The sequence below is a fragment of the Clostridium sp. Marseille-Q2269 genome, from assembly GCF_943736985.1.
Taxonomy (GTDB): Bacteria; Bacillota; Clostridia; order Clostridiales; family Clostridiaceae; genus Clostridium_F.
The window spans coordinates 76,894-92,806 of record NZ_CALSFS010000005.1 but is presented as its reverse complement, the minus strand read 5'-3'; the positions used below and the strand labels follow the sequence as shown (position 1 = coordinate 92,806).

General features: G+C 27.8%; 13 protein-coding genes and 3 other annotated features. Of the genes, 12 read left to right on the top strand and 1 reads right to left on the bottom strand.

The window, feature by feature from the left end; genetic code table 11:
- Positions 1–236: 236 nt before the first annotated feature.
- Positions 237–944 (bottom strand): DUF6873 family GME fold protein, encoded by a 708-nt coding sequence (locus tag NGI68_RS07970; RefSeq protein WP_251860950.1) that lies wholly within the window; start codon positions 942–944, stop codon positions 237–239.
- Positions 945–1,099: 155 nt separating this feature from the next.
- Between NGI68_RS07970 and ytxC the strand changes: the two genes are divergently transcribed.
- From ytxC to NGI68_RS07910, 12 genes are all read left to right on the top strand, one after another.
- Positions 1,100–1,999 (top strand): putative sporulation protein YtxC, encoded by a 900-nt coding sequence (ytxC, locus tag NGI68_RS07965; protein WP_251860949.1) that lies wholly within the window; start codon positions 1,100–1,102, stop codon positions 1,997–1,999.
- A 77-nt stretch (positions 2,000–2,076) separates the two neighbouring features.
- Positions 2,077–2,294, top strand: a binding site (T-box leader).
- Between the two features lie 50 nt (positions 2,295–2,344).
- Positions 2,345–4,252: a threonine--tRNA ligase gene (gene thrS / locus NGI68_RS07960; RefSeq protein WP_251860948.1), complete on the top strand. Its 1,908-nt coding sequence runs from the start codon at positions 2,345–2,347 to the stop codon at positions 4,250–4,252.
- Between the two features lie 118 nt (positions 4,253–4,370).
- Positions 4,371–4,490: a sequence feature (ribosomal protein L20 leader region), on the top strand.
- 41 nt (positions 4,491–4,531) lie between these two features.
- Positions 4,532–5,056, top strand: a complete 525-nt coding sequence (gene infC, locus NGI68_RS07955) for a translation initiation factor IF-3 (protein ID WP_251860947.1) — start codon at positions 4,532–4,534, stop codon at positions 5,054–5,056.
- Positions 5,057–5,074: 18 nt separating this feature from the next.
- Positions 5,075–5,272, top strand: a complete 198-nt coding sequence (gene rpmI, locus NGI68_RS07950; RefSeq protein ID WP_003357520.1) for a 50S ribosomal protein L35 — start codon at positions 5,075–5,077, stop codon at positions 5,270–5,272.
- Between the two features lie 29 nt (positions 5,273–5,301).
- Positions 5,302–5,661 (top strand): 50S ribosomal protein L20, encoded by a 360-nt coding sequence (rplT, locus tag NGI68_RS07945; RefSeq protein WP_251860946.1) that lies wholly within the window; start codon positions 5,302–5,304, stop codon positions 5,659–5,661.
- A gap of 121 nt (positions 5,662–5,782) precedes the next feature.
- On the top strand, positions 5,783–7,126 hold the full coding sequence (locus tag NGI68_RS07940; protein WP_251860945.1) for a TrkH family potassium uptake protein: 1,344 nt from the start codon (positions 5,783–5,785) through the stop codon (positions 7,124–7,126).
- 10 nt (positions 7,127–7,136) lie between these two features.
- Positions 7,137–7,799 carry a potassium channel family protein gene (locus NGI68_RS07935; protein WP_251860944.1) on the top strand — a complete coding sequence of 221 codons (663 nt, stop codon included), beginning with the start codon at positions 7,137–7,139 and terminating at the stop codon, positions 7,797–7,799.
- A gap of 49 nt (positions 7,800–7,848) precedes the next feature.
- Positions 7,849–8,628, top strand: a complete 780-nt coding sequence (locus tag NGI68_RS07930) for a TrmH family RNA methyltransferase (RefSeq protein WP_251860943.1) — start codon at positions 7,849–7,851, stop codon at positions 8,626–8,628.
- Between the two features lie 58 nt (positions 8,629–8,686).
- Positions 8,687–8,907, top strand: a binding site (T-box leader).
- 66 nt (positions 8,908–8,973) lie between these two features.
- Complete coding sequence (pheS, locus tag NGI68_RS07925; RefSeq protein WP_251861122.1) at positions 8,974–9,993, top strand: phenylalanine--tRNA ligase subunit alpha; 1,020 nt, start codon at positions 8,974–8,976, stop codon at positions 9,991–9,993.
- Between the two features lie 53 nt (positions 9,994–10,046).
- On the top strand, positions 10,047–12,431 hold the full coding sequence (gene pheT, locus NGI68_RS07920; RefSeq protein ID WP_251860942.1) for a phenylalanine--tRNA ligase subunit beta: 2,385 nt from the start codon (positions 10,047–10,049) through the stop codon (positions 12,429–12,431).
- 205 nt (positions 12,432–12,636) lie between these two features.
- Positions 12,637–13,230: a cell division protein ZapA gene (locus NGI68_RS07915; RefSeq protein ID WP_251860941.1), complete on the top strand. Its 594-nt coding sequence runs from the start codon at positions 12,637–12,639 to the stop codon at positions 13,228–13,230.
- 240 nt (positions 13,231–13,470) lie between these two features.
- Positions 13,471–15,837 (top strand): U32 family peptidase, encoded by a 2,367-nt coding sequence (locus NGI68_RS07910; RefSeq protein WP_251860940.1) that lies wholly within the window; start codon positions 13,471–13,473, stop codon positions 15,835–15,837.
- Positions 15,838–15,913 lie beyond the last annotated feature (76 nt).

Sequence of the window (15,913 nt, the reverse complement as noted above, 5' to 3'; positions counted from 1 at the left end):
AAAGTGCACTTTACAAATCAATTTATAAAGTGCATTTTTATTTTTTATATTTAAGATAATATTTATTTAGAATACATTTTGGAAGATTAGATAACTATATTAATATTGTTTTTATAAATGTCATTTAAGGGCAAAATAAGTTTGTTCGTATTTATTATTTATTGTTACCAATACCTTAATAGTTAAATAAGTAATAATAAATGATGATATGGATAAGTTTATTATAAATTTCCGAATTACTTAATATCTATACAAAAAATACTGCCCCTATCTATTAATTTGTCGTTGCTCAAAAATACAGGCTTTACATTGTGTTTTTTTAGAAATTTTAAAACTTTATCCCCATATTTATATAGAGTTAGGTTACCATAAAAAGCCAAGGCGTTATTATCTATAAGTCCACAAGTACCTCCTATAAAACCATAGTCTAAACCAGGTAAAAGTATGTCTCCAGGAGGTAATAAAAGTATATCTATATCATTATCTTTAAGAATCTCTCCTATTTTTAGATCATTAGTTATTATGGCATTTTGGGAAACTACAGCAGTAGAACACTTTGAATATCCTTGGTTGATATTCAATAATTTTTTATGCTTTACCAAAGAAAGTAGATTAGGATCTGTGTTGTTTAATTTATGCATAAATATATTTTCAAGATTTAATGCATTTAATATTATATCGTTAGGATACTTATCTTGTAATGATTTGGCGGATTTTAGTATGTTTATTCCTAAAGTGCCTAAATATTCTACAAAATTTTTATTCATATCTTTGTGTAAAACAATATTTTTATTATCTATTACGTTTAATAACATATCAGGATGACCACATACAGCGGGATATAAAACATTGCTACAAGGGCAGCCAATTACCCTAATATTCTTCTTTTCTAAATTGTCTTTTTCTTCATTAGAAATTCTACTATCTACTAAAGCTATTTTCATAAATAATTCTCCTTAAAAATATATACTAAAGAATATAGTAATTTTATTTGAGAAAAATTTCAATATATTAAGTAATATGTCGATATTTTTTTATAATTGTTTAGTATATGAATTTATTTTAGACGCATACTATTTTTAAGGAAAGGAGTGAGATTATGTTATTATTTACATTGGTTTATAATAATGAAAGAGAAAAATTGATTGATAAATTAGTAGAATTAAAGGAATATTTTCAATCAAAAGATGTGGTAATTGGATTATCAGAAAATATAGAAGATAGAACTCACTTCATAAAGATATACTGTGAAGAAAAATTTTTAGATAAAAAAGTTATAAATTTAATTAATGATGGTTTAGTTAATATATTGTATTATATAGCTATAGATAAATTTACAAAAACAGAACTCAATAAATTTATATCAGATTCTTATTTTTTCTTAAAGAAAGAAGAAATACAAGATTTATTTAAAAAAATTTCAGATGGTTTGAAGGATAAGGATAAACGGTATATAGAAGATTCAATATACTGCTTAAATAAAAAAAATGAAATAATAAAAAAAATAGATAAATGTATTGATGAGAACAATGAAATAAATATAGATGGATTTTTAACTTTTAGAAGTAGAGAAATATTTACAGATATAAAAGGTATAGTAGATAAAATAGTAGAAAAATATATGGTAGATAAAGAATATAATGAATTTATAAAACTGTTAAAATATTTTGTGGAGATAGAGGAAAGTAAATTGAATAAAGTTAATATATTAATAGATCCCAGCGGTAAATATACATTAAAAGATTCTGAAGGTAATGATTTAACCAGTGAAATTTATATAGAAGTTTCAGATATTAAACATGTAGAAAGTATATCTGTAGATGACATGCTTATAAGCTGGCTTATAACTAATGTACCAAAAAGAATTAATATATATAATATAGAGAATTGTACAAATAAGGAATTGATTAATACTATACAAAATGTTTTTGAAGAAAGAGTAAGTATCTATGATGGAGATAAACCTATAAAATTAAAACATACTTACAATAAAATTTAATGAAATTAATAAAAAAGGTATAATAGTATTGACATTTTTAGTTATAGCTAATATAATATACCTAAATTAAAATAAATTTATAAACTATGAAAAGGAAGAGTAAATAGAGTACTATTCAAAGAGAAGAGAATCCTTGGGCTGAAAGATTTTCTGTATAAGTTCTATTGAAAACCACCTTAGAGTTGTATACTGAACTAAGTAAGTATAACCGTTTCCTGCGTTAAAGGGTAAAGAGATAATAGTAGTGCGCTGCTATTAAATTGGGTGGAACCACGAAAATACACTCGTCCCATGTGTTGGGACGGGTTTTTTTATATTAATTTTTATTTGAAGGAGGACAATTTTATGATAAAAATAACATTAAAAGACGGTAAAATAATGGAATTTCAAGAAGAAATAAAAATATCTGATATTGCTATGAAAATTAGTCCAGCACTTTATAAAAAGGCTCTAGCCGCTAAAGTTGATGGAGAAACAGTAGATTTAATGACTAAATTAGATAAAGATAGCAGTTTGGAAATTTTAACATTTGAAGATGAAATGGGAAAATGGGCTTTAAGACATACTGGATCACATATGTTAGCTCAAGCAGTTAAAAGATTATATCCAGATGTAAAATTAGCTATAGGACCTGCTATAGATAATGGATTCTACTATGATTTTGAAGCAGATTTTACTTTTACACCAGAAATGCTAGAAAAAATAGAGTCAGAAATTAAGAAAATAATAAAAGAAGATCATAAATTACAAAAATTTGAATTGCCAAGAGAAGAAGCCATAAAGCTTATGAAAGAAAAAAATGAAGATTATAAAGTTGAGCTTATAGAAGATCTACCAGAAGATGAGGTTATATCTTTTTATAAGCAAGGAGATTTCACAGATTTATGTGCAGGTCCTCACGTACCTTCTACAGGAAAGGTTAAAGCAGTAAAATTATTATCTTTAGCTGGAGCCTATTGGAGAGGCGATGAAAACAATAAAATGCTTCAAAGAATATACGGTACAGCTTTTACTAAAAAGAGCCAATTAGATGAATATTTAAATATGCTTGAAGAAGCCAAAAAAAGAGATCACAGAAAATTAGGTAAAGAATTAGATTTATTTAGTATACATGAAGAAGGACCAGGATTTCCATTCTTCCATCCTAAGGGAATGGTTGTAAGAAATATTCTTGAAAATTTCTGGAGAGAAGAGCATACAAAAGCAGGATATCAAGAAATAAGAACACCTTTAATATTAAATGAAGCATTATGGCATCAATCAGGTCATTGGGATCATTATAAGGAAAATATGTATTTTACTAATATAGATAATGGTGATTATGCAATAAAACCTATGAATTGTCCAGGTGGAATATTAGTTTATAAAAATTCTATGCATTCTTATAGAGATCTTCCATTAAGACTTTCAGAACTAGGAATAGTTCATAGGCATGAATTATCTGGAGCACTACATGGACTTATGAGAGTAAGATGTTTTACTCAAGATGATGCTCATTTATATATGACAAAAGACCAAATAAAAGAAGAAATAGTAGGAGTAATTAAATTAATAGACAAATTTTATAAAATATTTGGTTTTGAATATTTTGTAGAGCTTTCAACAAGACCAGAAGACTCTATGGGTAGTGATGAAGATTGGGAAATAGCAACTAATGGATTAAGAGAAGCTTTAGATTCTATAGGAAAAGAATATAGAGTAAATGAAGGTGATGGTGCTTTCTATGGTCCAAAGATAGACTTCCACTTGAAAGATTGCATAGGAAGAACATGGCAATGTGGAACTATTCAACTTGATTTCCAAATGCCAGAAAGATTCGATCTATCATATATAGGAGCAGATGGAGAAAAACATAGACCTGTTATGGTTCATAGAACTATATATGGAAGTGTTGAAAGATTTATAGGTATATTAATAGAACAATATGCAGGTGCATTCCCAGCATGGCTTGCTCCAGTACAAGTTAAATTGATGAATATAACAGATTCTCAATATGATTATTTAAAGAAAGTTGAAGAAGCTCTTAAAGAGAACGATATAAGAGTAGAAATTGATACAAGAAATGAAAAAATAGGATATAAGATAAGAGAAGCACAACTTCAAAAGGTACCATACATGCTAATACTTGGAGATAAAGAAGTAGAAGCAGGAAAAGTAGCTGTAAGAAGTAGAAAACATGGAGATTTAGGAGCTGTATCATTAGAAGAATTTATAGAAAAAATAAAGTGTGAAATTAGTGAGAAGACTAACTAATAATAAATTGATATATAAGAATAAAAAAATTCTATAAAAAATATTGACTTGTTAATACATCCATAGTATAATATTATTTGTTGATTAACCAGTGGGTTAATTATAACTTAATAATATTTTATGTAAGCAGAAACAGGCCGTTTCTCACCTTACGGCATTGCTAGTAAGGTTAGAGTATATAAAATTAATTTTTATTATTGTTTATAAAGACGGCTTTAAGCCGTCTTTTATTTATTATACATGAAAATTGTTAAGTGTTTTCGGTCTAATATTTTGGAGGTGAAGATTATTAACAAAAACTATCTTATGAATGAAAAAATCCGTGAAAAAGAAGTAAGACTTGTAGGCAGCGAAGGAGAACAACTAGGAGTAGTATCTTCAAGTGAGGCACAAAAACTTGCAGATGAGAAAGAACTAGATTTAGTACTTATAGCTCCAACTGCAAAACCACCAGTTTGTAAAATAATGAATTATGGTAAATTCTTATATGAACAAACTAAAAAAGAAAAGGAAGCTAAAAAGAATCAAAAGGTTATAAACTTAAAAGAAGTTAGATTAAGTCCAACAATAGATACACATGATGTTGAGATTAAAGCTAACAATGCTAAGAAGTTTTTAAATGCAGGAAATAAAGTTAAAGTAACTGTTAGATTTAGAGGTAGAGAAGCTGATTATTCCTTTAAAGGAAATAAAATATTAAAATCCTTTTATGAAAAAATAGAAGAAGATGGTGTTATAGAAAAATCACCTAAATTAGAAGGAAGAAATATGATAATGATATTAGCGCCAAGAAAAGCGCAATAACGAGGGGAGGAAATCGCAATGCCAAAAATGAAAACAAAAAGGGCTGCAGCAAAAAGATTTAAAGTAACTGGAACAGGTAAATTAAAGAGAGCTAAAGCTTTTAAAAGTCATATATTAACAAAGAAAAGTAGAAAGACTAAAAGAAACTTAAGAAAAGCTGGATACGTTTCAGAAAGTCAAGAAAAAGTAATGAAGAAAGTATTACCATACCTATAATTATAGGAGCACAAAGGAGGTAGTTTAAAATGGCAAGAGTAAAAAGAGCAATGAACGCTCGTAAACGTCATAAGAAAATATTAAAACTTGCAAAGGGATACTACGGTGGAAAGAGCAAGTTATTTAAAACAGCAAATGAATCAGTTATAAGAGCATTAAGAAATGCTTACGTGGGAAGAAAATTAAAGAAAAGAGATTATAGAAAGTTATGGATAGCAAGAATAAACGCTGCTACAAGAATGAATGGACTTTCATACTCTAAATTCATGAATGGAATAAAAACTGCAGGAATCGATATAAACAGAAAAATGCTTTCAGAAATAGCTATAAATGATCCAAAAGCATTTTCTGAATTAGTAGATGTAGCTAAAAAACAATTAAATGCATAATACTTAAATATGAAAATTATACGGCTTATATAGCCGTATTTTTTAATATTTTTGTGAATTGACAAAATAATAGTGAATGTTATAATGAATTTATCTTTTAGGTGGGGAGGAATAAAGCTAAATGAAGATGCTACATATTCATAAAAGATTTACACCTGTTCAAATATTATGTCTTGGATTTGCTGCAGTAATAGTTATAGGAGCAATATTACTTAGTTTACCTATATCATCACAAAGTGGTCAGAGGACATCTTTTTTAGATTGTTTATTTACAGCTACATCTGCTGTTTGTGTTACTGGGTTAGTTGTAGTTGATACAGGAACATATTGGACTTATTTTGGCAAAACGGTTATTATGATGCTTATAGAAATAGGAGGACTAGGATTTATGTCCTTTGCAACTTTACTTGCATTAGTTTTAGGTAAAAAAATAACATTAAAAGAAAGACTTGTTATGCAAGAAGCATTAAATACCTTTAATATACAAGGTCTAGTTAAGATGGCTAGATATGTGTTAATATTTACGTTTTCTATACAAGGAGCAGGAGCACTATTATTATCAACACAATTTATCCCTAAATATGGATTAGCAAAAGGGCTATATTATGGTGTGTTTCATTCTGTGTCCGCTTTTTGTAATGCAGGATTTGATTTGTTCGGTAATTTTAGCAGTTTAACTGGTGTTTATAATAATCCTGTTATAATTTTAGTTATAGCATTTTTAATAATAATAGGTGGAATAGGCTTCTATGTGTGGTATGAGATATATCATTATAAAGGTCATAGAAGGTTATCTACTCATGCTAAATTAGTTCTTTCTGCTACAGCTTTATTGGTAATTATAGGAACTATATTAATGTTCATATTTGAAAGTAGAAATCCAGCAACTATGGCTAACATGACTTTTGGTAATAAAGTATTGTCATCATTTTTTGCTGCTGTTACTCCAAGAACTGCAGGATTTAATTCAATATCAACATCTGATATGACTATGGCAGGAATCTTTTTGACTATAATTTTAATGTTTATAGGAGGAGCTTCAGGCTCTACTGCTGGAGGGATAAAGGTTACAACTGCAGGAGTACTTATAATGACTGTAGTTTCTGTAGTGAGAGGAAAACAAGATACGGAAATAAATAAAAAGAGAATAAGTAAAGAAATTGTATATAGAGCTTTAGCTATAACTATCATAGCTTTGACGTTGGTTATTACAGTCACTATGATATTATCAATAACAGAGGTTAAGGTTCCTTTTGAATACTATTTGTATGAAGCAACATCGGCTTTTGCTACAGTAGGTTTAACTTTAGGCTTAACTACTAAATTAACAGCTGTTGGTAAAGTAGTTATATTATTAACCATGTATGCAGGAAGAGTTGGACCATTGACTTTAGCTATGGCTTTTGCCAAAAGATTAAGAAATAGTTCTATTAAATATCCTGAAGAAAAAATATTAGTAGGTTAGAGGTGTTATTATGGGAAAAAAGCAATTTGTTGTTATAGGACTTGGAAGATTTGGTACTTCAGTAGCAAAAACTTTGTATACTTTAGGGAATGAGGTATTAGCTATTGATTCAAGTGAAGATATTGTCCAAAGTATATCAGAAAGTGTTACTCATTCAGTACAAATAGATGCTGCTGATGAGAATAGTTTAAGAGCGTTGGGTATAAGAAATTTTGATGTTGCTGTTATAACTATAGGATCAGATATACAAGCTAGTACTATGGCTACATTACTAGTAAAAGAAATGGGAGTAAAATATATAATAGCTAAAGCTAATACTGAAATCCATGCTAAAGTATTATATAAAATAGGAGCAGATAGAGTAGTATTCCCAGAGAGAGATATGGGAGTTAGAGTTGCTCATAATTTAGTTTCCACTAATATATTAGATTATATAGAATTATCTCCTAACTATAGTATAGCGGAAATATTAACTCCAAAATTATGGCATGGTAAAACTCTAAATGAATTAAATATAAGAGCTAATTATGGTATTAATGTAGTTGCGCTAAAAAGAGGAGAAGAAATTAATGTGTCACCAGTTGCAGAAGATACAGTAGAGTCAGGAGATATAATAGTTGCCATAGGTAGTGAAGAGGATCTTACTAAGGTTGAAATTATGAATGTAGACTAATAAATAACTTCAAGTTTACTATACTAAAATGGGGTGTATTATAGAAAAAATGATTTCTAGTAAAGATAACCAGCTAATAAAGGAAGTAAGAAAGTTAAAAGAAAAAAAATATAGAGAAAAAAGTAAGAGTTTTATTGTAGAGGGTTTTAGATTTTTTGAAGAAGCATTAAAATCTAACAGTAATATAAATAAAGTTTTTATAGAAGAAAACAGTTTGAATAAATTAGAACAGTTATACAAAACATATAATGTAAATGATAATATAGACACTTATGCGGTTAATTCTTCTGTTTTAAAAAGTATAAGTAATACAGAAAATCCTCAAGGTGTAGTAGCAGTAATAAACTATTTTAATAAAAATAGTTTTAATCATGAAAATGGGTTTTATATTTTAGCAGATAAAGTTCAAGATCCTGGTAATATGGGCACAATAATAAGGACTGCTCATGCTGCAGGAGCTTTGGGTATTATAACAACCAAAGGAACAGTAGATATATACAATGAAAAAACATTAAGATCTACTATGGGATCAATTTTTTACATGCTTGTAATGGAAGATGAAAATTTAGAAAAAGTAAAATTACTTCAAAGCCAAGGCTTTAAATTATTAGTTAGTTCTCTAGATACAAACAGTAATTTTTATGATATAGACATGAAAGAAAACATTATAATTGCTGTAGGAAACGAAGGTAACGGAATAAGTAAAGATTTAAATGAGCTTAGCGATATAAAGGTGAAAATTCCTATGCCTGGAGGTGCAGAATCTTTAAATGTGGCAGTGGCATGTTCTATAATGACGTTTGAGAGAATAAGACAATTTGGTAAATAGACAGTTGACAAAAAACTAAACAGTATGTAAAATTATGAAAAAGGATAAAAATAATAAATATTAAACTATGATGAAGAGAGTAAGTTTAAAATATTTTTAAGAGAATGTGGGTGGTAGGCTGTGAACCCCTAAAATATTTTATACTGAAGTTCACTTCTGAGTTCTAAAAGTGAAATAGTAGTAGTTTTTAGCGATACAGTATCGATAACACTGACTAAGAGAATATAAATTTTATTTATATTAATTAGGGTGGCACCGCGGATTTAGTTCGTCCCTTCTATGGGATGAGCTTTTTTTATTATAAAAATTTATACATTAAACATGAAAATAGAAAGGAGCACCGTTATGCGACAAAAATTAGAAGATATTAAAAATAGTGCAATAAATGAATTGAAAACAGCTTTAAGCAAAGATGAATTAGAAAATATAAGAGTAAAATACTTAGGAAAAAAAGGTGAACTCACACAAATATTAAGAGGTATGGGAGCCTTATCTCAGGAGGAAAGACCTGTTATAGGTAAAATTGCTAATGAGATAAGATTATATATAGAGGATACTATAAAAGAAGCCTTCTCTGAAATAAAAAATAAAGAAAAATCTATGAGATTAGAAAATGAAATTATAGATATAACTATGCCAGGAAAAAAACAAGTAGTTGGGAAAAGACATCCTTTAGATTTAACATTAGAAAGCATGAAAGACATATTTATATCTATGGGATTCACAATTGAAGAAGGTCCAGAAGTTGAGTTTGATAGATATAATTTTGAGGCGTTAAATATACCTAAAAATCATCCGGCAAGGGGAGAACAAGACACTTTTTATATAAATGATAATGTAGTTTTAAGAACTCAAACATCACCAATACAAATAAGAACTATGGAAAATGAAAAACCGCCTATTAAGATGATAGCTCCAGGAAAAGTTTATCGTTCAGATTCAGTGGATGCTACTCATTCACCAATATTTTATCAGATGGAAGGTTTAGTAGTTGATAAGGGAATAACTTTCTCAGACTTAAAAGGTACATTGGAACTATTTGCAAAAAGGATGTTTGGGGATAAGGTTAAAACTAAATTCAGACCACATCATTTCCCATTTACAGAACCTTCAGCTGAAATGGATGCTACATGCTTTGTATGTAATGGAGAAGGATGTAGAGTATGTAAAGGAAGTGGATGGATTGAACTTCTAGGTTGCGGAATGGTTCATCCTGAAGTACTTAGAAATTGTAATATAGATCCAGAAGTTTATAGTGGCTTTGCATTTGGATTTGGAGTAGATAGAATGGTTATGATGAAATATGGTATAGATGATATAAGACTATTATATGAAAGTGATATGAGATTCTTAAACCAATTCTAAGATTTAAGAATGATTTTTAAAATATATAAAAAATAAATAGGGAGGCAGAATAAATGAAAGTTCCAGTTAAATGGTTAAATGATTATATAGATATAGATGATATTTCTCCAAAGGAATTAGGAGATAGACTTACATTATCAGGATCAAAGGTAGAAGAAGTTATTATTACAGGGGATGAAATACAAAATGTAGTTACAGGAAAATTAATGGAAATAACAAAACATCCTGATGCTGATAAGCTTTCTATTTGCCAAGTTGATATAGGTACAAAAGAAAATATTCAAATAGTTACAGCGGCTAAAAATATGAAAGAAATGGATATAATTCCTGTAGCACTTCATGGATCTACATTACATGGTGGACTAAAAATTAAGAAGGGAAAACTAAGAGGAGAAGTATCTAATGGAATGTTTTGTTCCGAAGAAGAGTTAGGCATGGCAGGAGATGAACCTGTATATGGACTTATGATTTTACCAGAAGATACACCTATAGGAGAAGACATAAAAAAAGTATTAAAGATGGAAAGTTCTATTATAGATTTTGAAATTACATCTAATAGACCAGATTGTTTAAGTATAATAGGGATAGCTAGAGAAGCTGCTGCTACATTAGATAAAAAATATACTATTCCAATAGTAGAATTTTCTCCAAAATGTAATGAAAATATAAATGATTCTTTAAAAGTAGAAGTAAGAGATAGTCTTTGTAGAAGATATATGGCAAGAGGAATTAAAAATGTTAAGGTAGAGCAATCACCTGGTTGGATGCAGGAGAGATTATTAGAAGCAGGTGTTAGACCTATAAATAATATAGTAGATATAACTAACTTTGTAATGTTAGAACTAGGTCAGCCAATGCATGCATTTGATAGAAGAGAAATCAGAACTAATACTATAGTTGTAGAGAGAGCTAAGGATGGAGAAAAATTTACTACATTAGATGAAATAGAAAGAGAATTAAATGTAGATACACTTAATATAAGAGATGGAGATAGAACTGTAGGCCTTGCTGGTATAATGGGAGGATTAAACTCAGAAGTAAAAGAAGATACAAAAGAAATAATATTTGAATGTGCTAATTTTGATGGAACTAATATAAGAATATCAGCTAACAAGTTAGGTTTAAGAACAGAAGCTTCTTCTAGATTTGAAAAAGATATAGATCCTAATTTAGTAGAATTAGCTATGGATAGAGCTTGTAAATTAGTTCAAGAATTAGATGCAGGAGAAGTAATGGAAGGTTCTGTAGATGTATATGAAAACAAAGTAGAACCTCATACATTAGAAGTAGATAGTAAATGGATAAATAAATTTTTAGGTACAGATATATCAAAAGAAATTATGCAAGAGTGCTTAGATAGATTAGATGTTAATACAGAAATAAATGGAGATATTTTAGAAATACATGTTCCAACGTTTAGAAGTGATTTGAATATAAAAGAAGATATAGCAGAAGAAATAGCAAGAATATATGGGTACAATAATGTTCCAATAACTACAATAAAAAGTGTTACTATGCAAGCCGGAAAAAATGAAAAGCAACGTTTAGATGACAAAGTTATAGAAGCATTAATGGCAAGCGGATTAAATCAATCCATAAGTTATTCTTTTGCTAGCCCAAAAGTATTTGATAAAATTAATCTAAAAGAAGATAGTGTTTTAAGAAAAGTAGTTAAAATAAAAAATCCTTTAGGTGAAGATTTTAGTATAATGAGAACTACCACAATACCTTCTATGATGGAAGCTTTAAGTAGAAACTATTCAAGAAATAATGATTATGCTTCTTTGTTTGAAATTGGAAAGATATATATTCCTACAGAGGATCCTACAGAACTTCCAGAAGAAAAAAATATTGTTACTATTGGATTATACGGTAATGTGGATTATTTCAATCTAAAAGGTATAGCAGAAAATATATTAAATGCATTAGGTATAGATAATTGGAAATTAAAAAGACAAGAGGAAAACTATGCATTCCATCCTGGAAGAACAGCAGAACTTTATATAAACAAAAATTATGTTGGTACTTTAGGAGAAATACATCCAGATGTACAAGATAATTATGATATGGATGAAAGATGCTATATTGCAGAGTTAAACTTAGATGTTTTATATAAACATGCTAATGTTAAAAAGGAATATAGACATTTACCAAAATTCCCAGCAGTAACTAGAGATATAGCAGTTATTGTAGATGATACAGTGTTAGTACAAGAAATAGAAAATATAATTAAAAATGGTGGCGGAAATATATTTGAAAGTATGAAACTGTTTGATGTTTATAAGGGTAAGCAAATACCAGAAGGAAAGAAGAGTGTGGCATATTCTATAGTTTATAGAAATGCAGAAAGAACTCTTAAAGATTCAGAAGTAAATAAAGTTCATGATAAAATAGTAAGAACTTTAGAACATAAATTAGGAGCACAACTTAGAGATTAAAACACAAAATTCTGTTTTATAAATGTATATTTTATGATAGAATTATTATAGAAGATTATGAAAATTATCATATATTTATATAGCTTTTGATTATTACAAAAGGTAGTTAATTATAATAAGATTTAAAGATAAAATAATAAATCCTATTTTAGTAAACAGTAGTATAAATAACATTTATAATAGGAATATCTAAGAGGGTGTATTCATGAATATTATAACGGTTAAAATAAATGGAGTTGAGTATAATTTAAAGGGAGAAGAACAAGAGGATTATCTTCATAAAGTAGCTAGATATGTGGATAAAAAGATATCTCATATATTAGATAATAATCCTAAATTGAGTACTTCTTCAGCTGCTATATTAACAGCAATAAATGCTGTAGATGATGGGTTAAAAAAGGATGATGACATAGAAAAATTACAACTACAAGTAGATAAACTAGAGGAAATTCAACATCATCAAAACTTAAAATTAGAAGAAATGAGAAAACTGTTAGAAGAACAAAAAGAAAAAAACAAAGAATTAGAGCATAATGTAGAATTTAAAGACATAGAAGATCCATTAAAAGAGAATAAAGAAAAGATAGATAAGTTAGAAGAGCAAATGAGTCTTATGGAAAAGACAGCACAGAAATACATGGAAGAGAGTAATAAGTCTAAGATTCAAAATAAAGAGTTGAAATTTCAACTACAATCTTCTAAATATAAAATTTTGGATTTAGAAAAAAAATTAATGGATAGTCAATTAAATTTAGTTAAAGAAAAGAAAAAAAATAATCCGTTACAAATAAAAAAATAGTAAAAGGCTTTTCCGTTTGGAAAAGCCCTTTACTATTTTTTATTGTGTTCTAATAATAAAAATAATTTTTTAATTTATTATTATCTATAGAGTTATACTTCAAGTACAACATATAAGAATATTATAACATATTGAATTTTTAATATATAGTATATGAATATGTAATATATGTTTAATTCTTTTTAAACATTATTTAGTGTATAATATAATTTAGTAAAATATTTAGGAAAGAGGTTTTGTATGTATAATATAGAATTGTTAGCTCCAGCAGGAAGCATGGAAAGTTTATATGCGGCAGTAGAAGCAGGAGCAGATGCAGTATATATGGGAGGAAGCAAATTTTCTGCTAGAGCCTATGCTAGTAATTTTAATGAACAGCAATTAAAGGAAGCTATAAATTATTGCCATTTATATGGCGTTAAAGTATATATTACAGTTAATACATTAATAAAGGAAACGGAAATAAGAGAAGCCTTAGAATACATAGGATTTTTATATTCCATAGCAGTAGATGCTTTAATAATACAGGATACTGGAATAGCAAAATTGATAAAAGAGAATTTTATTGATTTTGAAATTCATGCGTCTACTCAAATGACAGTACATAATGGAGAAGGAGCTAAGTTCTTGAAAGAACTAGGATTTAAAAGGATAGTTTTATCAAGAGAGCTTTCATTAGAAGAGATAGAGCATATTTCAAAAACCTTAGGCATAGAAACAGAAATATTTATACATGGAGCTCTTTGTATTTGTTATTCAGGACAATGTTTGATGAGTAGTATATTAGGTGGAAGAAGTGGAAACAGAGGTAGATGTGCTCAACCATGCAGATTGCCTTATACATTAATAAATGAGGAAAATGGTCAGGAAAAAAAGGGATACTTATTAAGTCCTAAGGATATGTGCAACATAGATAACATGGAGGATCTAATAAATGCTGGTGCCACATCTTTTAAAATAGAAGGAAGAATGAAAAGACCAGAATATGTGGCTGGTGTAGTTAGAAGTTACAGAAAAGCTATAGATGCAGTTATAAATAAGCAAGATTTTAAACAAGAAGAGAATAAAAAACAGTTAATGCAGTTATTTAATAGAGAAGGTTTTTCAAAGGCATACATTTACGGAAACAAAGGTAAAGATATGATGGCATATTCTTTTCCCAAAAATACAGGATTATCTTTAGGAAAAGTAAATAAGGATAAAAGTATAAAATTAGAAGAAAATTTAAAAATAAAAGATGGTATAAGAAATGGTGATAGAGGCTTTATAGTATCTAGTATAATTAAAAACAATAAGGAAGTAGAAAAAGCCTACAGAGGAGACCTAGTAAAAATAAAACCTTTAAATTATAAATTTAAAGATGAATTATATAAAACCTCAGATATAGAACTTTTACAATCCTTAGGTAAAATATATGAAGATAAATTTAATAGAAAAATTTATTTAGAAGCTAATTTAGATTTTAAAGTAGGAGAAAAAATAAAATTAAGTTGTATATATAATGGAGAAGAGTATTCCGTAGAAGGGAAAGAAATAGAAAAGGCACTAAAAAAACCTTTATCTATGGAAAAAATAGAAGAAAATCTAATGAAAAGTGGGGAAACTCCTTTTAAGATAAATAAAATTATGTTTAATTCCTATGAAGAAGGATTTTTACCTGTTTCTGAAATAAATAATTGCCGTAGAATACTTATAAATTCCATAGAAGAAAAAATATTACAAAAATGTCCATACTGTAGAAAAATAAATGCAGTGAATGTGGATAATATATATAGAAATATAAATAAAATAAGAGATAACAAATTACCTAATTATATTTTTTCAGTATATACTTATGAACAATTGCAAGCTATAGTGGATAATGGATTTAACAATATAATAATAGATTTATTTATGAGCCAATCATTAAGCCTAGATAAAATATATGCTCAATATGAAAATTTAAATATACATCTAAAAGCTCCTAATATTATAAAAAGTGAATTTAATTATGTAGAAAAGATAATAAAAGATAATTTACATAAAATAAAGGGTATAGTGACTTCAAATTTAGGTATAATAAGTAAATTTAATGACAGAACAGACATAATAGGGGACTATAAGCTTAATATATTTAATAGTTTTGCAGGTGATTTTTATAATAAATTTATAAAAGGAAGCTGTTTAAGTGTAGAGCTTAATAAAAGAGATATTAAATCTATAGTGAAACATATGCAATTACAGAGTCAAATGATTATATATGGTAAAATAGAAAATATGGTTAGTGAATATTGTCCTATAGGCAGTATATTTGGAGGGAAAGATAGTTGTCATTCCTGTAATAAAGCTTGTGAGCGAGGAAGTTATATATTAAAGGACAGAATGGATGCTAAATTTAGAGTTAATACTGATATATTTTGTAGAAGTTACATATATAATAATTCAGATATTAATTTAATAGGTAATATAGAAGAAATAAAAACACTTGGTATTGATAGTTTTAGATTAGATTTTTCTGATGAAAGTTATGAAGAGTGCCAATATATACTAAGATCTCTTAAAGAGGAAAAATGGAATAGAGATTTTAAAAATTATACTAGGGGACATTATAAAAGGGGAGTAGAATAGTTTAATAATATTATTTATAACTTAAACTATAGGTGCTATATAAAAATGTAATTAAGCTTAAATATAGAATTTAGTA